At 40.7% G+C, this 22,755-nt stretch carries 16 protein-coding genes; 14 read left to right on the top strand and 2 right to left on the bottom strand.

Features of this window, described 5'->3' with window-relative positions; translation table 11 throughout:
• Positions 1-31 precede the first annotated feature (31 nt).
• The 8 genes from MKY18_RS16400 to MKY18_RS16365 all read left to right on the top strand — a co-directional run bounded on the left by MKY18_RS16400 (position 32) and on the right by MKY18_RS16365 (position 10,949).
• Positions 32-1,033, top strand: coding sequence for a sugar-binding protein (locus MKY18_RS16400; protein ID WP_044140070.1), 1,002 nt, complete (start codon positions 32-34; stop codon positions 1,031-1,033).
• Positions 1,030-2,472 carry a histidine kinase gene (locus MKY18_RS16395; RefSeq protein WP_342497586.1) on the top strand — a complete coding sequence of 481 codons (1,443 nt, stop codon included), beginning with the start codon at positions 1,030-1,032 and terminating at the stop codon, positions 2,470-2,472. Before MKY18_RS16400 ends, MKY18_RS16395 begins: the two co-directional genes overlap by 4 nt.
• Positions 2,466-3,884: a response regulator gene (locus MKY18_RS16390; protein WP_342497585.1), complete on the top strand. Its 1,419-nt coding sequence runs from the start codon at positions 2,466-2,468 to the stop codon at positions 3,882-3,884. The genes MKY18_RS16395 and MKY18_RS16390 overlap by 7 nt, the downstream gene beginning before the upstream one ends.
• A 102-nt stretch (positions 3,885-3,986) precedes the next feature.
• Entirely contained in the window at positions 3,987-5,252 is a 1,266-nt protein-coding gene (locus tag MKY18_RS16385) for an ABC transporter substrate-binding protein (protein ID WP_342497584.1), read from the top strand.
• Positions 5,253-5,307: 55 nt separating this feature from the next.
• Entirely contained in the window at positions 5,308-6,279 is a 972-nt protein-coding gene (locus MKY18_RS16380) for a sugar ABC transporter permease (RefSeq protein WP_185107759.1), read from the top strand.
• Positions 6,276-7,097 (top strand): carbohydrate ABC transporter permease, encoded by an 822-nt coding sequence (locus MKY18_RS16375; RefSeq protein WP_012011467.1) that lies wholly within the window; start codon positions 6,276-6,278, stop codon positions 7,095-7,097. The genes MKY18_RS16380 and MKY18_RS16375 overlap by 4 nt, the downstream gene beginning before the upstream one ends.
• A gap of 146 nt (positions 7,098-7,243) precedes the next feature.
• A complete protein-coding gene (manA, locus tag MKY18_RS16370) occupies positions 7,244-8,194 on the top strand; it encodes a mannose-6-phosphate isomerase, class I (RefSeq protein ID WP_106066138.1) in 951 nt (316 codons plus the stop codon).
• A 124-nt stretch (positions 8,195-8,318) separates the two neighbouring features.
• Positions 8,319-10,949: a glucosaminidase domain-containing protein gene (locus MKY18_RS16365; RefSeq protein ID WP_342497583.1), complete on the top strand. Its 2,631-nt coding sequence runs from the start codon at positions 8,319-8,321 to the stop codon at positions 10,947-10,949.
• Between the two features lie 17 nt (positions 10,950-10,966).
• Here the strand turns inward: MKY18_RS16365 and MKY18_RS16360 are convergent, their stop codons facing one another.
• Positions 10,967-12,154: a CDP-glycerol glycerophosphotransferase family protein gene (locus MKY18_RS16360; RefSeq protein WP_342497582.1), complete on the bottom strand. Its 1,188-nt coding sequence runs from the start codon at positions 12,152-12,154 to the stop codon at positions 10,967-10,969.
• Positions 12,155-12,165: 11 nt separating this feature from the next.
• A complete protein-coding gene (locus MKY18_RS16355; RefSeq protein ID WP_044140062.1) occupies positions 12,166-12,936 on the bottom strand; it encodes a WecB/TagA/CpsF family glycosyltransferase in 771 nt (256 codons plus the stop codon).
• Between the two features lie 371 nt (positions 12,937-13,307).
• Here MKY18_RS16355 and tagD point away from each other — a divergent pair, with 371 nt between their 5' ends.
• The 6 genes from tagD to tagH all read left to right on the top strand — a co-directional run bounded on the left by tagD (position 13,308) and on the right by tagH (position 22,737).
• Entirely contained in the window at positions 13,308-13,697 is a 390-nt protein-coding gene (tagD, locus tag MKY18_RS16350; protein WP_008343212.1) for a glycerol-3-phosphate cytidylyltransferase, read from the top strand.
• A gap of 90 nt (positions 13,698-13,787) precedes the next feature.
• A complete protein-coding gene (locus tag MKY18_RS16345; RefSeq protein WP_106067043.1) occupies positions 13,788-15,254 on the top strand; it encodes an alpha-glucosyltransferase N-terminal domain-containing protein in 1,467 nt (488 codons plus the stop codon).
• A gap of 48 nt (positions 15,255-15,302) precedes the next feature.
• Positions 15,303-17,564 (top strand): CDP-glycerol glycerophosphotransferase family protein, encoded by a 2,262-nt coding sequence (locus MKY18_RS16340; RefSeq protein WP_342487509.1) that lies wholly within the window; start codon positions 15,303-15,305, stop codon positions 17,562-17,564.
• A 181-nt stretch (positions 17,565-17,745) separates the two neighbouring features.
• Complete coding sequence (locus tag MKY18_RS16335) at positions 17,746-20,112, top strand: CDP-glycerol glycerophosphotransferase family protein (RefSeq protein WP_065097919.1); 2,367 nt, start codon at positions 17,746-17,748, stop codon at positions 20,110-20,112.
• Positions 20,113-20,285: 173 nt separating this feature from the next.
• Positions 20,286-21,113 (top strand): ABC transporter permease, encoded by an 828-nt coding sequence (locus tag MKY18_RS16330; RefSeq protein ID WP_065097920.1) that lies wholly within the window; start codon positions 20,286-20,288, stop codon positions 21,111-21,113.
• A 19-nt stretch (positions 21,114-21,132) separates the two neighbouring features.
• On the top strand, positions 21,133-22,737 hold the full coding sequence (gene tagH, locus MKY18_RS16325) for a teichoic acids export ABC transporter ATP-binding subunit TagH (RefSeq protein WP_065097921.1): 1,605 nt from the start codon (positions 21,133-21,135) through the stop codon (positions 22,735-22,737).
• The last annotated feature ends 18 nt before the right edge of the window (positions 22,738-22,755 follow it).

Raw genomic sequence — 22,755 nt, 5'->3', positions numbered from 1 at the left:
TATGCGCAATTTTTGAAAGGGGGAGGATGTGGTGAAAGTATCAAAGTGGATCGGGGTGAGTGCCTTTCTCACTTTTTGTGTCGTATCTGTCATTTTTTTAACATCATTAGGTCAAGATTTATTTAAAATTGAAAGCGCTTCCGAAAAAGCGTCAACAACCTATCAATATCACTTTGTCCTTGTACCGGAGGAACTTGATAATGAATATTGGCAGCTGGTACAAAAGGGAGCTGCTGATGCGGCAGCCGCTCATCGCGTGTATTTAGAATATTTGGGTCCGAAGCAAGCCGATATAGACGACCATTTGAAAACCATTGATATGGCAATCGCAGGGCATGTCGATGGCATTATGACACAGGGACTTGATGCGAAGAAATACAAACCGCTTTTTCAGAAGGCGAGGGATAAAGGCATTGATGTTGTCACCGTTGATACGGATGCAGAGGGGAGCAAGCGTCAAGTGTATGTAGGCACAGACAATTATTATTCTGGCTTTATCGCAGGACAGGCACTCATTGCAGATACAAAAGGCGAACAGTATGTAGGAATTGTCACAGGCAGGCTTGATGCCGTTCATCAAAAGCAGCGCGTCAAAGGGTTTCGAGACGCCGTCGCCGTTGAAAAACGCATTCATATTGCTGGAATAGAAGAATCAGCCATTACCAAATCAGGGGCCTCCGGTGCCGCGTATAAACTATTAAACGATCATGCGAAGCTCACTGCATTTTACGGTACGAGTGCATTAGATGGTGCAGGTATCATTCAAGCAACAGCGCAATATCAATCGTCTACAGATGTCTATGTACTCGCATTTGATACGTTACCAGATACGATTCAGGCGCTCGATGATGGAGAGATTGATGCAGTCGTTGTTCAGCACCCTTATGAAATGGGCTACCAAGCAGTGGAATCGCTTGTGCGTTTGCAGAAAGGTGAAAAAGAAGAACCGCTTCAGTACACAGGAACGAGTGTGATTCGGCGCGAGGATCTGCCGCTGCAGCAAACAGACAGAAGGCAGGGGGTCCAGCCGTGAGAAGGATTCGAAGTAAGTTGCTACTGGCATTTTTAATCCTTGTGTTTGTTGGTAACGTGGCCGCTTTTTTCGTCTATTGGAGCAGCTCGAATATCACATCAGAATATAGCAGAAGTTTTCGTTCTTTTCTCCTGCTTAATGATATATCGACAGAGGCAAAAACGATGTATGAAAAGGTCAATGCGTATGCGATTGAAAAGGATCAGCAGTTTGCCAAAGAATATCTAGCTTCAAAACAAATAATGAAATCCTACGACCAGGCATTGCGAAAAGATGCCGGGCTTCATGCGGCAATTCCTTCTATTGAAAAATATCAATATATGATGCGGACGCTCATCAATGAAAGTGATGCGACCATGACATATGTAAAAGAAGGGAAAATCAAAGAATATGCAGCAAGTGTGAAGGAAGTAAGAACCGTCTCCTCCTACATACAAGAGCAAACGATGACCCTGCTTGATGATGAATTGTCTGAGTATCAAGTACTCTATCAATCTCTGCAAAAAAGGCACCAAACCTATGCGCTCTTTACCTTATGTTTGTTTACGCTGTCCATTGGGGTCGCCTTATGGATGGCGTATATGATTGCTGGCGGGATATCAAGACCGATCGTCCATCTCTCTCGAAGCGTAAAGGAAGTATCCGAAGGGAACTTTGATGGAGCGGACTTGCATGTCACCTCAAAGGATGAAATTTCTGTATTAAATGAGGCATTTCAGCGAATGCGTCAAGAGATGAAAATGATGATTGAAGAGATGAAACAAAAGGCAGCCTTAGATCAAAAAATCAAAGACATGAAGCTGAAAACGCTGCAAAACCAAATGAACCCACATTTTTTATTTAATACATTAAACATCGTCTCACGCATGGCTTACTTAGAATCAGCGGATGCCACATCGAGGTTGATCCAATCCGTTTCCACTCTCATGCGTTATTCGCTGTCAGCTCTTAGTGCATCCGTTACGCTCGAACAAGAAGTAAAAGTGGTCAAAGAATATTTTCATATACAAGAAACAAGATTTGCCGATCGTATCACATGCAAAATGACCATAGATGAATCGTGTTTATCTGTACATATCCCAAGTCTCACCTTACAACCGCTTGTTGAAAATGCCTTTATTCATGGCGTTGAACCAAAGGAGGAAGGCGGGCTTGTCGAGCTCTCGATCTATCAAGAAGGCGGCTATGTGATGATTCGGATTCGGGACAATGGGATGGGAATCAATGAACAAGAGAAAAGGAGATTGCTATCAGAAAAAGAAGAGGAAGATCCAAACATCTTGAGTAAAGGGCACTCGACAGGGATCGGTCTTCGAAATGTGATGTCAAGGCTGCATTTGTTTTACGGGGTAAAAGATGCCCTTCAAATTGACTCAAAGCCAAACGAAGGCACCACCATTCAATTGGCTATTCCGATGAAGGAGGGACCTGCATGCTGAACGTGCTGATTGTGGATGATGAAAAAATAGAACGACTAGCGATGCGGAAGTTCATGACGGATTGGCTTCCAGAGTGTCATATCGCAGGAGAAGCTGAAAATGGAAAAAAGGCTGTTGAATTCGTGCGGACTGAGCCCGTTCATCTTGTGCTCATGGATATTCAGATGCCTGGAATGGATGGACTCATAGCGATCAAGCAAATCAAAGCGATCAGTCCTCATACAAAATTTATTATGCTGACAGCCTACGATACGTTCGATTATGCCAAGCAAGCGATGCAAGAAGGGGTGAAGCAATATCTCGTCAAACCGGCTGACAAAGATGAAACCATCACCGCCATTCGAACGGTTGCGGCAGAGATTCAGCAGGAGGCGTCTCAGCGGCAGGCGGTGGCGGCCGGGCAGCAGTCAAAGTGGCTTGAAACTCATGTCATAAACGGTCAATCCTATACCTCTACGGAGTTTCAACAACTGTTTCATGAATTCGAAGCAGGTCTTGTCATCGCTGTGCAGCGGACAATCGGGGATCAGCTGTTGATGGATTTACAGACATCTCCCCTTTTTCATACGGTACCGATTCAGGTGAGTGGTGAGTTGTTTACATGTCTCATTTATCGTCACCAAGCGCCTGGTCATTTAAAGGCAGATGTCCTACAGGCGATTCGAACTGCCACCACAAACGATCAGCCTTTACCTGTCGTTGGCATAGGACACCCGGTCTCAAATCCGCTTTATCTTCAGAAAAGTGCAGCAGAGGCGAAGCTTTCCTATTATCAGCGAAAAAAGAGCCCCGGCGTTGTTCGTTATGGTTTTTACCAAACAGAAGAACAGTCTCATCCATTGATCCATCTGCCGGAGCTTGCAGACGATATGATGCAGGCAATGGAAGAAGGGAGAAGAGAGGATGCGCTCGCTTTATTCGATGCTTTTGAGCTAGAGGGGGCGACCCTTTCACAACTAAAAGAGCTGCTGATTTTATTTAAATCACGGCTACGAACAGACTGGCCAATATTAACGATCAGCACCGCAGTTGAATGCCGTCAGTGCTGTGAATATTTATTTGACGTGTACGAAGCAAGAAACCAGACTGTGAATGATATCGAGCGGGCAAAGCGATACATCAAAACGCATTTTTGTGAACAGATCACGCTGGAGCAGACTGCCGCCTATGTTGATTTAAGTCCAACCTATTTCACAAAACGGTTTAAAGACGAGACAGGGCTGACATTTAAAGAGTATGTGACCACCTGCCGGCTGGATAAAATCAAACAGCTTCTCAAAGACAGCTCGCTTAGTTTAAAAGAAATTACTTATCAGGCAGGATATACAGACCCCAATTACGTCAGCCGTGTGTTTAAGAAGATGGTGGGTTGTTCACCGAAGGAATATCGAAAACAGACCGTAAAAAAATGAAGAATTTCATAAAAAAGTGAAGAAGTTTGCCTAAAAAAAAGCAAGGATCTGCCATTATACTTATTGTGATAACGCTTACAAAATAGGGATGGGGGATCAATCATGAAGGTTAAATTAGGCTTTACGCTGTTAGTGCTTTGTATGCTTATCGTCACTGCCTGTAGTTCATCGACGAGCTCAGGTGCGAAAAAAGAGGGCGGAGCAGAGAAGCTCGACATTTTTTCTTGGTGGACTGGAGCAGGTGAAGAGGACGGACTGAAAGCACTTATTCAATTGTTTGAAGAGAAAAATAAAGACATCCCAATTGAAAATGCAGCCGTCGCAGGTGGTGCTGGTACAAATGCAAAGGCTGTTCTGACTAGCCGGATGCAAGGAAATGACCCGCCAGCTACATTCCAAGTACATGGCGGAGCGGAGCTGAATGAGAGCTGGGTCGCAGCAGGCAAAATGGAGCCGCTGGACGATCTATATGAAAAAGAAGGCTGGAAGGACAAATTTCCGGAATCACTCATCGACCTTGTCAGCAAAGATGGGAAAATCTATTCAGTACCAGTGAATATTCATAGGGGCAATGTGCTTTGGTATAACAAGAAGGTATTTGATGATGCAGGCTTAGAGCCGCCAACGACCTTTGATGAATTTTTCAAAACAGCAGATGCATTAAAGAAAAAAGGCATTACACCGCTTGCACTTGGTGATAAAGAGCCTTGGGCAGCGACGCATTTGTTTGAGAGTGTGCTTCTCGGCGTTTTAGGCGCTGATGACTATCAAAAACTTTGGGCTGGCGACATGAAAATGGATGACGCAAAAGTGAAGGAAGCGGCAGACATCTTTGGACGTATGCTTGAATATGTCAATGATGACCACAGCTCACGTAACTGGCAGGATGCCTCGCAGCTCGTAGCAAAAGGGGAAGCTGCAATGAATGTCATGGGCGACTGGGCGAAGGGGTACTTTGTGAATGATCTGGATCTGAAGGTGAATGAAGACTTTGGATACGTGGAGACTCCTGAAACAGAGGGAAGCTTTATGGTGATCACCGATACATTTGGACTGCCAAAGGGCGTGAAACAGCCAGAAAACGTGAAGAAATTCTTATCTGTCTTAGGATCTGTGGAAGGACAGGATGCATTTAATCCGCTGAAGGGATCGATTCCGGCACGTGTGGATGCAGATGTTTCTAAATATGATGAATACGGAAAATCGGCGATGAAGGCATTTAAAGAATCAAAGCTGGCGCCGTCTCTCGCGCATGGTTCAGCTGCTGAAGAAGGGTTTGTGACAAAAGCGAATCAAGCCGTCAATATCTTCGTCACACAAAAAGATAGCAGCCAGTTTGTTTCATCTTTAAAAGATTCAATGAAATAAAGACGAGGAGGCGGCGACTAAGCACCGCCTCTTTTTTAAAAAGGAGTGTAGCTTCATGCGTATGGATACATCGCCGATCACAAAAGCAGCAACACCTAAAGTCAAACGTGTTCAGAAAAAATGGAGTGGGGATCAGCTGCTTGCGCTTCTATTTTTAGCCCCGTCGGCTGTGTTGTTATTCATCTTTGTTTACGGCTTTATTGGCTGGACAGGGTATGTGTCATTATCAAATTGGACCTCGCTCGTTCCTGATTTCTCTTTCGCAGGGCTTCAAAACTATATGATGCTGTTTCAAGATTTCCGCTTTCAGTCTGATCTTCGGAACACGGTCTTTTTTACTCTATTCTTTATTGGAGCCGTTATTGCCTCTGGGCTCGCACTTGCGATTTTACTAGATCAGAAGATCAAGGGTGAATCTCTATTTCGGAATTTATTTTTCTTTCCAATGGCCCTTTCCTTTGTTGTGACAGGGGTCGTCTGGCAATGGATTTTAAACCCGTCCACTGGGGTGAATCTATTTTTAAAGACGCTTGGTATCCAGCCTAAGTGGTACACGGATACGAACATTTTAGCCGGATTTGTCTGGGGGAAAATTGAGTTTGGTATCCCTGCGGCAATGATTGCCGTCGTGATTGCAGCTGTTTGGCAGATGACTGGATTTTCTCTAGCGATGTATTTGGCTGGTTTGAGAGGCATTCCAGAGGAAGTAAGAGAGGCTGCTAGAATGGATGGTGCAACCGAGTGGCAGATTTACCGGAAGATTATTTTTCCTCTATTAAAACCGATTACTGCAAGTGTCATTATCATCATGGCTCATATTTCATTAAAGATTTTCGATTTGATTTACTCGATGACAGGACCGGGTGCAAACTTTGTCACAGATGTTCCGGGTGTTTACATGTTTGAAATGACCTTTAGAGGAAACCATTATGCAGGCGGTGCCGCCATCGCGATTGTGATGCTGATCTCTGTTGCGGTCTTTATCGTGCCATATCTCCTGTCGAGCCGGAAGGGGGCGTCATCATGACAGCTAGATGGTTTGTCCGTCCAGTCCTTTATGCTTTATTGATTTTGTGCAGTCTCTTTTTTCTGATGCCAGTCTATGTCATGCTCGTCACAAGCTTGAAGCCATTAAGTGAAGTGACCCTTGAGAAAATGTGGGCGCTGCCGTCAACACTCGATTTTTCAAGCTATCAAATCGCATTTGAAAAGCTAGCGCCCAATTTAATGAATTCTCTTTATCTAGTCATTCCGGCTACCTTATTGTCAGCTGTCTTAGGGGCGATGAATGGCTATGTCCTATCAAAATGGCGTTTCAAAGGGTCAGAAGTGGTCTTTACACTGATGCTGTTTGGAATGTTTATTCCATATCAAAGTATCCTCATTCCACTCATTCAATTTTTACGCGAAGTCGGATTGTATAATTCGATTCCAGGTTTGGTGCTTGTCCATGTCGTATATGGACTCCCAATCACAACGCTCATGTTTCGAAACTTCTATGTGAGCATTCCTGATGAAATGATTGAATCGGCAAAAATGGACGGTGCAGGGTTTATCGGGATTTTCAGACATATGATTCTTCCGCTTTCGATCACAGGATTTGTTGTGGTCGCGATTTGGCAGTTCACAAATGTATGGAATGAGTTCTTATTTGCAGTCACGATGACCACTGCAGAGCATCAGCCAGTGATGGTTGCCTTGCAAAATCTATCTGGCAGTCAAATTGTGCAATGGAACGTCCAAATGGCAGGGGCGATATTGGCCGCACTGCCGACACTTTTGGTTTATATTCTGCTCGGAAAATACTTTGTCAAAGGGCTTCTCGCAGGCTCTGTCAAAGGATGAAATATTTTTGTGTGATCGTTTTCATTTGGTGTACTGAAAGGATTGACTTCTCTTTAGATAGCGTCATAATAAAAGTTGAGACTTGCTAGTTTTCATCAAGCTTGGCAAGGATTATCAAAGGGTAGCAAAGGGAGGAGTCATCCTGAATGAAGCAGTCACCAATTTTTTTACTGCCTGAATTGAAGGAGAGAATATGGGGAGGTACAGCCTTAAGAGATCAATTTGGCTATGATATTCCTTCTGATCAAACGGGAGAATGCTGGGCAATTTCTGCTCATCCAAACGGACCAAGTGTCGTGCAAGACGGTCCATATAAAGGGAAAACGCTGATCGAACTATGGGACAATCACAGAGAATTGTTCGGGGGAATAGAAGGCGATCGATTCCCGCTGTTAACCAAAATTTTAGATGCAAACCAAGACTTGTCCGTTCAAGTTCATCCAGATGATGATTATGCGGAAAGACATGAAAATGGCGAGCTTGGAAAAACAGAATGCTGGTATATCATTGACTGCAAAGAAGGAGCAGAAATGATCTATGGGCACAATGCAAGAACAAGAACTGAGCTTGTGACCATGATGAACAGTGGAGATTGGGAAGGTCTTTTGCGTCGTGTGAAGATTAAGCCTGGTGATTTTTATTATGTGCCAAGTGGAACCATTCATGCGCTGTGCGAAGGAACGCTTGTCCTCGAAACGCAGCAAAGCTCAGATACAACCTATCGAGTATATGATTATGAACGAAAAGATCAGAATGGCAATGAACGTGAACTTCATTTTGCGCAAGCCATTGATGTCACAACGGTTCCCCATGTAGACGGTTATGCAGATGAATCAGTCGAAACACGCCGTGGGCTGACCATTCGAACTTTTGTTGAAGCAGAGTATTTCTCTGTGTATAAATGGGAAATTGATCAAGCAGTAGAGCTTTCACAAGATTATCCGTTTTTGCTGTGCAGTGTAATTAGCGGGGAAGGGTCTCTAACGCATGATGGGCATACATATCCACTGCCTAAAGGGGCTCATTTTATCCTGCCAGCTGAAACAGGGAGCTTCTCAATTGAAGGAACTTGTGAACTGATTGTATCGCATATATAAAGGAAAAGAGGACTTCGAAGGGGTCCTCTATTTTTCTATTGCATAAATGACTTGAAAGAGTACTTGTTTTTGTCGATAAAGAGATTAGTAGACTATTATGCAAAGTAAGAGAGGGACAGTGAACGTGAAAAAAACCATCAAGATTATGTTACTCGCAGCTGCCTTTGGTATGACAATACAGACGGGCAAAGAAGCGCAAGCAGCCTCCTATGTCGATCAATCCATTTATACGATGAACACCTCAAAGGTATTTACAACAGAATCAGAAGTAAAAAAAGCAGTGGAAACATTGAAGAAGGACAAAAAGTGGACAGCCACTTATCAAACCTCAGGAAACACGTCGACCTATCAGCTCACTGCCTCAGGATATGAGTCACAAGCAGCAGCGAGTGCAAGTGCAGCTGCATTAAAAAAAGAGACGGGCATGAGCGGGACAGTGTCGCCAGTAGGTGACCGGCTTCCTTTACAAAAGGTCGTATCTGACCCCGTCAATGATCAAGCTCAGGCGAAAAAGCTCTCGCTGGAGCTAACGAAAACATCAGGACTTAATAGCACCTATGAAGTCATCAATCAAAGCAGACCTTCTTATCAGGTCATTTCAGGAACCATTGATTCTGAAACGAAAGTCAAAAATATTCAAACCGAATTACAAAAGCAGGCCGGTGTCACCAGTACATACCAAACTGAAAACAAAGCTGGCACTGTGTATCAGCTGATTTCAGGCGGTATCGTTGGACAAAGTAAGGCAAATGCTATCCTACAAGGCTTTCAAAAGGAGTCTGGTTTAAAAGCGGTGCTTCAAACGGTGACAGCAGGCAAGCCATATTACATCGTCACATCAGCTGCACAAGTGAGCCAGTCAAAAGCACAGACGCTTCTTACCCAGCTCCAAAGAGAAGCAAAGATCAGCGGGAAGATTCAAAAGACAGGCGCTTTAAAAAATGTGTATCGCTTGGAATCAGGCTATTTCAAAGACAACAAACAAGCATCCTCAGCTGCGGCCCAGATTAAGAAACAAACCGGAGCTACAGGGACTGTGCAGCGAGTGGGAAAAACAAAAAATTATATCGTGAAGCTCAATCAACTGAACGATACAGCATACGGAAAAACGGTGGCCTTTTTCAAGAAAAAGAAATGGCGCTACACATCAAAAAAGATCTCTTCTACACAGCCATATCAAGTAGTGACTGGAAACCTATTGGGAGATGATCAAGCGAAAAAAGCAGCAGCTTTCTTCCAAAAGAAAAAGGTATCAGCGACAACGAAAAAAACAGGTAAAGCATCTGACAGCACGTATCGACTTGTCGTCAATCAATCAGCGGACCAAGCGAAAATAAATAAAGGTGCCGCATATTTAAAAACGCAGAAGGTGACAAGCAGCATCACAACAAGTAAGGGACAAGCTGTCAGCAAAACGTATAGTCTCAAGACAACACCTGTATATGAGCAAAGTAAAGTCAAGCAGGCTCAAGAAATTATCAAGAAAAATGGCGTTGCCAGCAGTACAAAAACGCTGACAGAAGCGGTTAAACAATACCGGATCACGACAGAGCCAACGGTGAATCAGACAAAACTGAATCAAGCGCTAAGCTATTTAACGAAACAAAAAATGAAAGCAGCTGCTCAAAAAACAGGCGCAGCTGATTATGCTCAATATCAGATCAAAACCGGTGCCATCTCAACAGCCGCATTGCGCGATCAAGGCATGGCATTTTTCAAAAAACGGAATGAACCAGCTGCTTATCAAACAACAACGAAGCCAACCTACAAAATCAACATTACGCAGCAATTCACAGGATTACCAACTGTAAATGCAGCGATTGCTTTTGTGAAAAGTCAATATGGCTGGACAGCTACAGCTGTAAAAATCAAAAATGGCCCAATGGTCATGCAAACGAACTACAACCTCACTGTCAATGAGATGGTGAACAAGCAAATGAAGGTGTCACCACAGACCGATGGCGCAGCCTATGTATATGCACCATATGTCGACACGGCGACGTCAACTGTGAATACGGACGGCTTAAATGTTCGTTCGACACCTGATTCGAGCTCTGCAAGCAACATCGTGGCACAGCTGAATAAAGGAGCAAAAGTGAAACAGCTTGGGAAAGAAGGAAACTGGATCAAGATCAGCCTTGGCTGGAGAAATGCAAGTGCAGCAGAGGTGCAAAAATATGTAGACCCAGCCAACATTGCTGAGGGCACTCAATCTTATTTCCAATTTCTAAAACTCTCTGAAGCTGCGAATCTCAATCCGGCAGAAGTGAATTCAAAGATTCTAGCAGGCAAAGGGATTCTTGCAGGTAAAGGACAAGCCTTTATTACGGCAGCGAAAACGTATCATATCAACGAAATTTATCTCATTTCTCACGCGTTACTTGAAACAGGTAACGGAGGTTCCATTTTAGCGAATGGTACGATGTTTAATGGAAAGAAAGTATATAATATGTATGGCATTGGCGCATACGACAGCAATCCGAATTACCTCGGTGCAAAATATGCGTATGAACAGCAATGGTTTACGCCAGAAGCAGCCATTATTGGCGGGGCAAAATTCATTGGCAACAGCTATATCAATCACGCCACATACAAACAAGATACGATTTATAAAATGCGCTGGTCTAGTGCAGCGACTCATCAATATGCAACAGATATTGGCTGGGCATATAAGCAAGTCACTCGTATGTATAGCTTGTATAACTTACTTGATAACTATACGCTGTATTACGATATCCCAGTTTATAACAAATAAAAAAACGTCCGTGCTTCCTAATGAGAAGCCGGACGTTTTTTGTGTAAGAGCTGCTGTTCTATAAAGGATAAGAGTTGCTCACTAGACCTTCCCTTTGAATATTGATTCCATTCCTCGGCGAAGGTTTTAATTCGTTTTAGTTGATCTGATTCATTTAGATGAAGTAGCTCCTTCAAGAGCATGTCTTGAGTGACGCAAGCCTTCCCAGGAATGATGTCCTCATACCGATCGACTAAACCGCGCTTCTCGCGATAAGTGTCTAAGTCATAAGTGAAGAACAAAACAGGCTTTTCAAGCAGCGCATATTCAAACACAATCGACGAGTAATCTGTGATCAGGACATCGCATGCACAAAGCAATGGATAAAGCGGCTGATCGGACACATCAAATATCCATTCATCGTCTGTTTCCGCCTTCGCTAAATGTTTGACCGCAGGATGAAGCTTGACGAGCAGAATATAATCGCCGTTTAGCTCTGTTTGCAATTGCTCCTTTGAAAAAGGCAGGACAAGCCCGTCCATTGCAAAGTCTCGATAGGTCGGTGCATAAAGCAGGATCTTTTTCCTTTTAGGAAATTCGTTTGGCTTCAAGGAAGACGGGCGCTGATCATAGTACACATCCGTCATCGGGACCCCAGTTGGTAAAAAACGTTCATCATTGACTCCAAATGAAGACTTAAAAATCTCGCGCATATGATCTGAGCCTGTAACGATATAATCGAAAGATGCATAGACTCGTTTGAACCGTTTGATGTCACGACGACTTCGTTCCGAATTGGAAGCATCTTCAAGACCGAATTTTTTCAACGCCCCATTAGCATGCCATACTTGAATACAGGTGGTAGAAGGACGTTTTCTGAGTACGCTTGTCATGAGAAAGTAGTTATCTGTCACGACAACCTTGCTTTTAAACATCGTATAAATACATTGAATGAGATGGAGAGGATTTTTTTCATGAAAATAGCGAAATGACAGATGAGACTCGTCCTTTTCTATCGCAGAAGCATGCTTCGTATAGAGGACAGTAAGCTTCATCGTCATGTTCGCCTGTTGTTGATAAGTATCAATAAGAGCAGCTGCATTCTCTTGAAATGAAACAAGCAGCGTCACCTGGTTTTCCCGTGGTTTGACGCCGCTCATCAGCCATCCAATGAAAGAAACGAAAGCTGCATAGCTTGAAATGATCATTGAGCGTATATTTATCATTGGTCAGTCTCTCACAGCTGCTTCGTCTGATCCTTTACTTGCTCAGGATAGTAACGTTTTTTCCCTTTGTTTTCTTTCAATACGGCAAAAGCGTATTTAGGAATATTCAGCATTCGTTTCCATCTCCATGGATTCACAACAAGTCTGTACAGCCATTCTGTATTTGTTTTAATCATCCAGCGTGGTGCACGCTTCACCGTTCCGCTAAATACATCAAAGCTTCCGCCTAAACCGATGCAAACAGCCTGCGGGAATAAATGACGGTATTCATAAATAAAGTTCTCCTGATTTGGATAACCTAAAGCAACGAACACCATATCTGCTTTCGAGCGAGCGATTTGCTTTGCTACGAAACGTTTATCGGCTTGATAACCGTCACAGCTGCCTGCAATGACCACATTTGGATATTCCGTATCAATTCGCTGTTTAACAGCCTCAAGCACTTCTTTTTTTGCCCCATATAAAAAGATACTTTTAGACTGCTTGTTTGCTAGATCAAGCATAGACATGAAGACATCAAAGCCAGCAATTCTTGACTTCAGCGGACTTTGTGTTAAACGTGACATTAAGACGACGCCTACACCATCCGGCAGCACATAATCCGCAGAAGAGACAACTTGATGGTACGCATGATCCTTCATAACAGCATAGCCAATCTCTGGATTGACAGTCGCAATCATGGCGCCTCTTCTTTGAGAAATATGATGGTGATTCATATAGCTAATAAATTCATCTAGGTCGCCGTTTACATAAGAAAGGTTAGAGACCACTTCTGTTTGCATTGTTTAGACCTCCTTTTTCATCTTGTTATCTATGAACGTTCATTGTAAATTCATTCTTCGTCTACACATCATTTTATCACAGATGCTCCATGAAATATTAACAATAACTTTACAAACCTTTAAATTTCATGACATTTTCATCAATTCATAATGAGGCTGATGCGAGAAACATTGATTCTTCGGACTTTTCCTTCTGCACCCAATAAATTGGAAATAGTTTGTCTTTACATCTGCTTAACGTTTGATGGGCGCTGTGATATAATGAGGTTCCGAAGAGCGAAAAAACACGAACGAAGATCATAGGATTACGGATAAACATTACTGCATGAAAGCAGTTGAATAAGGAATGAAGAAAGGAGTTCATGTTTGCAATGAAGAAAGTTATTACTTACGGTACATTTGATTTATTACACTGGGGGCATATTAAGCTGCTCGAACGTGCAAAGCAGCTTGGAGATTACTTAGTGGTGGCCATTTCGACAGATGAGTTTAACTTACAAAAATCAAAAAAGGCTTATCACAGCTACGAGCATAGAAAGCTGATTTTAGAAACGATTCGTTATGTAGATGAAGTCATTCCAGAAAATAGCTGGGATCAAAAAGTCCGTGACGTGCAAGAGCACGATATTGATGTGTTTGTCATGGGAGATGACTGGGAAGGTAAATTCGATTTCTTAAAAGAGCATTGCGAAGTCGTGTACTTGAAAAGAACAGAAGGCATCTCGACCACACAAATTAAGGAAGAAATTGCTGGACTTTAATAGATCGAAAAAAAGTACTTCTTATCTTTTGGTGAGAAGTGCTTTTTCATGTAAAATACAAGTTATCATTATTTTTAAGGAGAGCTTCCTTTGTTTCAAAATTGGATGAAGAAAAAAGTTGAACACACATTGGATCAACCTGAACAACATGAAACAATGACATCAGTTGACATGCCTGATATGGACTACTACTTTATCATGGGTGATGTACCAAAACAGGATGAGCGCTTAACGAAGTCTTTAAAAGCGAGATTAAAGCCATTGGCTGACAAACATAAACGTAATGCCATTTTAACTTTGAATTATGATGCAAATGTGAAAGAACATATTCATAGCTTGGAGGAGACCTTTCTTCACCAAGTTGACATCTTGAATGTATTTGAGCACTATATTCTACCGGAAAGCGGAAGTAAAAGGCGTTACTCGGAATTTATCATCGGTACATCTTTTCAATCGATCAATGAAGCAGTGATGCCAGCAGAAGAATCAACAGTTCAGGTGACGAGATATGAACTGCCATCTTCCCCTATTTGTTATATTGATCAATATAATGAAGAGCAGCAATTAGTAAAGAGGGAAGAGTACAATTGGCAGGGCGTTTTGTGCAGAGTACAAAGCTTTGTTCCTCATACAGGTGCCCTATACTTGGAAGAACTAATCAATGACGATGGCAATATCTATATGGAGATCATCTACTCTGGAGATACAAAAAAGAATCCAGTTCGGCATATTAATTGGTATAAAAAAACAGGAATTCAAACTTTTACAAAGAAGACAGATATAAAGCAACGATGGTTATCTAGTATTCAAACACAAAATGACCGTTTGAAACTGATGATTACAGAAGACCGGGATCAAGACCGTCACCTGTTTAAAATCGATCAGCCCGAAACAACGTATTATGCTGCATTTGTACATGACGCTCATTATGAAGAAGATCCGCATCAACTCTATTCTCATTACGGAGAATTATTTAAACAAATAAGAAAACAGCAAGTGGATGCCGTCTTCTTTGGAGATACTAAGCATAAGGTAGATGTTGAGAAGGTATTGGGAGAACAAGCCTATTTTTATCTTGTGCCTTCTGATGAAATGTCTCTTTGGAATACAACACTTCATCATATGCTCGAAAATCGTGAGCGTAAAGATGAACTGAGAAGGATCGTGGACCGTATGAAATGGGTTTTGCGTGATCTAAGCGCTGAACATCATGTTCTTCATCTTCAGCTTGAGCTGAAGGACGAAATGAGTCATGCGGATCATGTGCAAATCGATTTCGCAGGATATGATCGAGTGAATGGAGCTGAAATCATATCTCAAACAATCGATGAAAACCATCAAGTCAGCTTCCCAATTGGGCATTTTCAAACAAAGAAAAATATTGAAACCAATCAAACAAAATACGTTGATTTTTACATTCGTTTTAAAACAGAAGAACTTCAGGAAGTTTTGCAGCGTCTAGAAGTAGAGGAAGAGCTGCTCACCAATAAACCATCGTCAATCGATGGGTGGTCGTATCAAACGAAACAAGGAAACTATTCTTGGAAAGTAAAATAATGTGACAACACAGCGGTAAGATTTCTGAACAGAGGAGATTAACGATTAATGATTGAAGAGGGAATTCATAAGAAGAGTGTCGTTGAAGGGTTAAAAAATCATCATGAGAAACTAGAAATGCTTATTCGCATCGACGATGACATGCCATTAACAGATAGAGAATTTTATTTGTTTATGAGGGAAAGGGTATCCAAACAAGAGCTTTTCCTTCCGCTTGTTCATCAAGAAGACAATCTATTCAAATTGGTATTGAGTGAATCATCGCTTCCGCTTGCATTAGAGCAGGGTCAGACATACAACCTGTATGTGACGGACTATCTGAGTGCAAACAAAGAAGAGGATGAGGACGAGCTTGAGGATTCGGCCTATGATTCTGATTCGGAAGAAGAGGAAGAAGAACTTAAAGAAACGGATAATGCCGAAGTAGAAGAGAAGTCGCCATACTATAAACGCCGTTTAAAAATGGAAATAGAGAAGCCAGAGCTGACTTTTTTAGAAAATAAAGGCGCGATGCTGAATGTCATCCCATATCGTACGGATAAAGGAAATGCATCGTTTAAAATCAAGCGTGAGCTAAAGGTTGTGAAATTCAATCATATCGAGCTCAACAAAGATTGTACGTTATCTTTATCTGGTTATGCAGGCATTCTTAGTGCAGAGCATCCTTATGAGATCAAGGAAGTAAAGCTTCTAGTGAAGAGAAATGGCGAAGAGCCAATTGAGCATCGTTTTCCGGTAAATATGACTCCAATAAAAGAGGAAGTGGTCAAATACCGTGATGATCAACAAGTACCACAGCTTTATCAATTTCTAGCAGAAGTTCCTTTAGAGGAATTGTCCTATTCGTTAAACAAACGTTTTGTATATCGCTTCTATTTTGAATTTATTTGCGATGTAGGTGGAGTAGAGGAGACTTTAACGACCACTTCTTTAGTCCTTGGAGATCGCTCGAACAAACTCAAAGGACTTGTTCAAATTCATAAAAGAAACGATGTCCCGATTCGATATGAGGTGTATCGAAAGAAAAAAAGACAAACGCTTGGCATTCGAATTAATGATTATACAATGAAAACACGTGCGAAGTACTATGTCAAAAGCAAGTGGAAGAAGTTCAAAAAGCAAATCGGCAAAATAAAAAAAGTCCGTAACCGCCTTGTGACAAGTACCTTCCAAACGACCTTTCAGCTGGCGAGCAAGCTGTCTGTGAAAAAGAAAACCGTTATGTTTGAAAGCTTTAATGGAAAACAATTTAGCTGTAACCCGCGTGGGATCTATGAGTATATGAAAGAAAATCATCCTGAATATACATTGATCTGGAGCGTGAAAAAAGGGCACGAAGCACCGTTTAAGGAAAAGGATATTTACTATATCAATCGTCTGTCATTGAAATGGATTTTTGCGATGGCAAGAGCTGAGTATTGGGTCGTCAACAGCCGTTTGCCGCTGTGGATTCCAAAACCAGAGCATACAACATACTTGCAGACATGGCACGGTACGCCGTTAAAACGACTGGCGATGGATATGGACGAGGTGCATATGCCTGGAACAAACACGAAAAAATACAAAAAGAATTTCACGAAGGAAGCGTCGAATTGGGATTACCTCATTTCTCCAAATGCTTACTCGACTGAAATCTTTACACGTGCCTTCCAATTTCAAAAGACCATGATTGAGTCAGGATATCCGAGAAATGACTTCCTTCACAATCAAAACAATGAAGAAACGATGAGAGCACTCAAACAAAAAATGAACCTGCCGCTTGATAAAAAATTAATCTTATATGCTCCGACATGGAGAGACGATCAATTTTATAAAAAAGGGCAGTACAAATTTGATTTAGACCTTGATTTGCATGAGCTGAGAGCCGCTGTCGGAGATGAATATATTATCATTCTGCGTATGCACTATCTAGTCGCTGAAAACTTTGATTTAGGACCATATGAAGGCTTTGCCTATGACTTCTCTCATTACGAAGATATTAGAGATCTTTATATGATTTCTGATCTGCTCATCACTGACTACTCATCTGTATTCTTTGATTATGCAAACCTCAAACGTCCGATGCTATTCTATGTGCCAGACATCGAAACATATCGTGACAAGCTGAGAGGCTTCTACTTTGACTTTGAACAAGAAGCACCTGGACCTCTTGTGAAAGAAACAGCGAGCGTCATTGACTGGGTAAGAGAAACAGAACAGCCAACCTTTTCTTTGCCAGCTTCATTCGCACCGTTTTATGAAAAATTCTGCTATTTAGAGAGCGGAGAGTCTTCGAAGCGTGTGGTGGAAGTAGTGTTTTCTGAAAAATAGTTTAAAAAGTACCGTTCTTCACCTTTGAACGGTACTTTTTTGTGTTTTTTATTCCAATGTACACATATTTAAAAGTTGTGGTAAAAATAAAAAAACATAGAATTTTAACAGTAAACATGCTAAATTTAGATAAGATTATCCGGTAATGTAAATTTGCTGAAAATAATATAGAGGTGCTTCAATGTACAAACTTTATCATAATTTTATAGAAATTCTTAATTTAGATGAACATAAGTTAGTTATATATATTGATAACATAGAGAAGTTGTGCACTTTTGAATTTAAAGAGTTAAATGTAAATGAGTCAAAGTGGATTTGTGAAATTGATGTAAGGGATCAGATGATTTTTGAATCCACAATAGACAATTCTAATGAAATGATCTATCTCTATGCAAAGGATCATAACCTGTATATTGTCAAAGAATGCTCAGACATGATCCAATCAGATCAAGTACTTCCTATTGAAATTAACAATCAATTTGAGGATATTTATGTCAAGCAATTAGGGTTAGATCGCTACGGCTTATACAGCGGCGAAAAGGAATTGTTATTATTTTCAGGGCTGCTGAATGTAGATGAGATCAATCGTAATTATAAAATAGATTTGCCCATCGAAGAGGCAAATAGACGATTTGAGGATATCTCCTTTATTCAATACAGTGCTTTCCACTTTGTGATTACCTATGACTGTCAGAATAAAGAACTAAATGTAAGGAAAATTTTGTTTGATGTGATGCAGGAACATAAAGATATTCAAGTGACTGTGAATAATCGTAATCAAATCAAAATTTTAAATAAAGTGACGGATCAAAAGAAAATCATCAACTTTAGACTCGTCCCTAGATATCAGCCGCTAAAAGTTTTTGGTAAAGATACCTTAGACCAGTTCAAAGATGACAATATTCTTAATATCTTAGTGATTAATAAGCAAAGATATTACATCTATGTCAGAACGAATGGCGTATACTTAGTGAGAGGAAACCCATATCTCGTTACTAAACATACGTCGAGATTACGCATCTTTAGTTTGTTTAATAGTTTTTATGTTTTTGGAAGATTGACGCATTATGCGTATAATTCAGACCAAAAATATGAATATCTTTACATTAGAAACTCTGAGCATCAGCTGGCGAAATTTATAAGACCATTTAGAAAGATTAAATTCTTGAAAAGATATGGTTTCTTTAAAATCTCGTTAAATGATCTTGATTTAGACAGCAGAATCCACAATAACTTGTTTGTAGGAAATGATCACCGAATTATCCATAGTTTAAGGTTGAAAAAGAAGGATAAGAAGGTCAAAACATATATCACGAAAAAGAATGGGGACAAGCTACAAGTCCTAAGAACCAATCTATTTGGAAATGTGACATCAACTATTATTCCTTATTCACAGGAATATTCTTTATTTAGTAAAGTGAAAATAAAAATAGCGAGTATCCTATCATCATTCTATAAAGACAAAAAGTATCGTGTGAATTTGTTTTTTGAGAAAAAGAGTGATAAAGCAGATGAATCAGCTATTAGAGTGTATGACTATGTACAGGAAAATTGTCAAACAGACTCAAAAAATTACTTTATTCTTAATAAGAAATCAAGCGCATATCCAGCATTGAAAACGAAATATGGAAAGGGTATCATACCGAAATATAGTCTCAGACATTATTTAAGTATATTTAATGCCAGTTATTTTATATCAAGTGAATTATCTAACCATGTTCTAAATGATAGGTTGTATATTGACCATCTCAGAGAGAGAATCATGAGTGTCCCACTTGTCTTTTTACAGCATGGCATTATGTTTGCTAAACCAGTTGATAATCCAATGGCCTTTGGATTCCATAAAGACAAGAATCAATACAATATTTATAAATCAGTCATCAGCTCTGAATTAGAGGCCGGTGAATTTTATAAAATGAACTATGATCGTGAGGATTTGATTTTGACAGGTCTGGCAACCTTTGATCATGCCAAATTAGTAGACGGTGCAGATAAGATCGCCTTTATGCCAACTTACCGATATTGGGAAGAGGGACTTATTTATACGAATAGAATTGAAGAAACATCTTACTATAGAGTTCTAATCAAAATCATCAAAAGCTTTGAAGAAGCAGGTCTTCTTGATCGTCTGTTAATTGTACCGCATAACAAATTTTCACAGTACGTTTATCAAAATCTGCCTCAGTATAAATATATTATTTCTGATAACCCATCGGAAGCGCTAAAAGTGTCAAAAGTGTTTATTACTGATTATTCATCTGCTATTTATGATGCACAATATAGAGGTGCCTACCCTATTTTTTATTGGGAAGAAAAAGATTACTTGATTAGACAGTATAAGGCGATTCCTCCTGTAAACGATGAAAATGCACCAGGACCGATAGCATATAATACACAAGAGCTGATTCGAATCGTGAAACATGCGATCGATCGTCAGTATGTTGTGGAAGATGAATATAAAGAAAAATATCTGAAAATCAACAGCTTTAACGATAATCAGAATACGAAAAGAATTACGGATTTCTTAAAAGAGCACCAAATTATCTAATATGTGATGACCCCCCTGAATCAACGATTGAAAGGATTCAGGGGGTTTTTGTCTTCTAGTTTGACGTGCATGACTTTTGTTATAAGATGAAATGTGCATCGTTATCTGTTACAATTATGAGCGGTGCTTTTTAAAAAAGTAATCCCAAAAACTTATATCTAAGGAAGATTAGAATGAACGCAATGTTGACGATATTAAAGGAGCAAATTAGCTCATTTCCGCTGATTATGCGACTTGCTGTTTATGAAACAAAATCAAAATATCAGATGAATTATTTAGGTGTTTTATGGCAGTTTTTAAATCCATTGATTCAAATGCTGGCTTACTGGTTTGTTTTTGGTCTGGGAATTCGCGGAGGGCAGCCAATTGTCATTGGAGGGATGGAAGTTCCATTTATCATTTGGATGCTTGCTGGATTAATCCCTTGGTTCTTCATTAGTCCGACGATACTTGATGGATCAAACAGTGTGTTTAAACGCATTAATATGGTATCGAAAATGAATTTCCCGATTAGTGCGCTGCCGTCTGTAGTGATTATGTCCAATTTGTTCAGCTACTTTGTCATGATGGGTGTCTATCTGATTGTGCTGATTTCCTATGGCATATATCCTGATGCGCACTGGCTACAATATATATACTATTTTATTTGTATGATCGCGTTTATGTTTTCGTTTAGCTTGTTTAATTCCACGATTAGCGTACTCGTGAGAGACTATCAATTTCTTTTACAATCAGTGACACGTTTACTTTTCTTTTTGCTGCCGATTTTTTGGAATATCTCAGAGAAGCTCACTGGAGACAAAGCATGGATCGGGGATATACTAAAATTGAATCCACTTTTCTACATTATTGATGGTTTTAGAAATAGCTTGTTAAAGGGAGAATGGTTCTTCCATGATGTGAAATATACGCTTTATTTTTGGCTGATCACGCTTCTTCTTTTAACAGTCGGTTCATTGCTTCATATGAAATTTAGGGATAAATTTGTCGATTTTCTTTAAAAAGTAAGGAGATTATACGATGAAACTAAAGGTTTCGTTTCGAAACGTATCCAAGCAATACGTCCTATATAAAAAGCAGTCAGATAAGATTAAAGGGCTGTTTTTTCCTAATAAAAATGAAAAAGGTTTCTTTGCTGTTCGTGATGTGTCCTTTGATGTATATGAAGGCGAGACGATTGGTTTTGTAGGGATCAACGGATCTGGAAAATCAACGATGTCGAATCTTCTTGCGAAAATCATTCCACCGACAAGTGGTGAAGTTGATATGGACGGCCAGCCTTCGTTAATTGCCATTGCGGCAGGGCTAAACAACCAATTAAGCGGGAAAGACAACATTCGCCTCAAGTGCTTGATGATGGGGCTGACGAATAAAGAGATAGACGAACTATATGAAAAAATCGTAGAGTTTGCGGATATTGGTGACTTTATTGATCAGCCTGTGAAAAGCTATTCAAGCGGAATGAAGTCACGTCTTGGCTTCGCCATTTCAGCGCATATCGATCCAGATATCTTGATTATTGATGAAGCGTTGTCTGTTGGTGACCAAACCTTCTATCAAAAATGCGTGGATCGAATCACAGAATTTAAGGAACAAGGGAAGACGATCTTTTTTGTCAGCCATTCCATTAGCCAAATTCAAAAAATCTGTGACCGAGTGGCTTGGATGCATTATGGTGAGCTTCGTATGTTTGATGAGACGAAGAAGGTCGTGAAAGAGTATAAGGAGTTTGTTGAATGGTTTAACAAGCTTTCTAAAAAAGAAAAAAAAGAATATCAATTGAAACACAAAGAAGGTCGCAAAGGCGTACAAAAAAAGACAGAGAAGGTGTCTCGATATGATGAGAACGGAAAACGACGTTCCTTTTTTGGGCCAGCCTTTCAAGTGACGATAATAGCTGTTTTAACGATTTTACTTGCCTTATCGATGTTTTCGGATCGTCCGCTTCGTACACTGGCGACGTTTGGCGCCATCCCAGCAGATAAGACAGAATCGCCTCAGTCAAAGAACCCGCTAACGAAAGGGGCGCCTGATTTGAAAAAGGTGGAACGACAGACGCTTGTCACGGCAGATCCACTCACGGTGTACAAAGATCAAGCCATGAAAAAGAAGGCAGGTGTCACTTTGCCATTCGGGCAAGAGATACAAGCTGTCGCTGAAAATAAACAAACCGTTCAAATCAAAACAGCATCAGAGACGTATTTTGTCAAACCTGAAGGGCTTCAACCTGCAGAGGAATTAAAGTCTTTATCCATTGGACCTGGACAGTTCAACTCGTATGTATCGCCCGCATCTGCTGGCTCGTATGAGTATTTACTTTCTTTCCTTGGAAAAGAGGAATCTGTGCTTAAGCAAAAAATGCAAACGCTGAGCTCGATCAAAAGTGATCAAGGCGGTACGATTGAGCGATTGACCACAGAGAAAACTGACTATGTCATTCAAAATGGTCAAGCAAATGCTATTGTCTTTCATGAGGTGATGCCGATCTCTCCTTCGACACTTGGACTGACAGAACAGAAGGTTTGGATGAATGAGAAACAAACGAAATTCGTAGTAAAGGGCGAAAGCAATCTGTTTGTCATTGATAATGAAGAGCATACACTGACGATTTCAGTGATGAAATAAAAAGCTGCCGATTCCGGC

The organism is Bacillus sp. FSL R7-0672, from assembly GCF_038601465.1.
In the GTDB taxonomy this organism is placed as follows: Bacteria; Bacillota; Bacilli; order Bacillales; family Bacillaceae; genus Bacillus; species Bacillus pumilus.
Note: the sequence above shows the minus strand (reverse complement) of the source record. Positions and strands in the feature narration are given on the sequence as shown.

Bases quoted from the DNA above. Each gene is read 5' to 3' on its own strand.
- MKY18_RS16390 (WP_342497585.1), top strand. From the start codon at position 2,466: ATGCTGAACGTGCTGATTGTGGATGATGAAAAAATAGAACGACTAGCG.
- MKY18_RS16385 (WP_342497584.1), top strand. From the start codon at position 3,987: ATGAAGGTTAAATTAGGCTTTACGCTGTTAGTGCTTTGTATGCTTATC.
- MKY18_RS16380 (WP_185107759.1), top strand. From the start codon at position 5,308: ATGCGTATGGATACATCGCCGATCACAAAAGCAGCAACACCTAAAGTC.
- MKY18_RS16375 (WP_012011467.1), top strand. From the start codon at position 6,276: ATGACAGCTAGATGGTTTGTCCGTCCAGTCCTTTATGCTTTATTGATT.
- manA (WP_106066138.1), top strand. From the start codon at position 7,244: ATGAAGCAGTCACCAATTTTTTTACTGCCTGAATTGAAGGAGAGAATA.
- MKY18_RS16360 (WP_342497582.1), bottom strand. From the start codon at position 12,154: ATGATAAATATACGCTCAATGATCATTTCAAGCTATGCAGCTTTCGTT.
- MKY18_RS16355 (WP_044140062.1), bottom strand. From the start codon at position 12,936: ATGCAAACAGAAGTGGTCTCTAACCTTTCTTATGTAAACGGCGACCTA.
- tagD (WP_008343212.1), top strand. From the start codon at position 13,308: ATGAAGAAAGTTATTACTTACGGTACATTTGATTTATTACACTGGGGG.
- MKY18_RS16340 (WP_342487509.1), top strand. From the start codon at position 15,303: ATGATTGAAGAGGGAATTCATAAGAAGAGTGTCGTTGAAGGGTTAAAA.
- MKY18_RS16335 (WP_065097919.1), top strand. From the start codon at position 17,746: ATGTACAAACTTTATCATAATTTTATAGAAATTCTTAATTTAGATGAA.
- MKY18_RS16330 (WP_065097920.1), top strand. From the start codon at position 20,286: ATGAACGCAATGTTGACGATATTAAAGGAGCAAATTAGCTCATTTCCG.
- tagH (WP_065097921.1), top strand. From the start codon at position 21,133: ATGAAACTAAAGGTTTCGTTTCGAAACGTATCCAAGCAATACGTCCTA.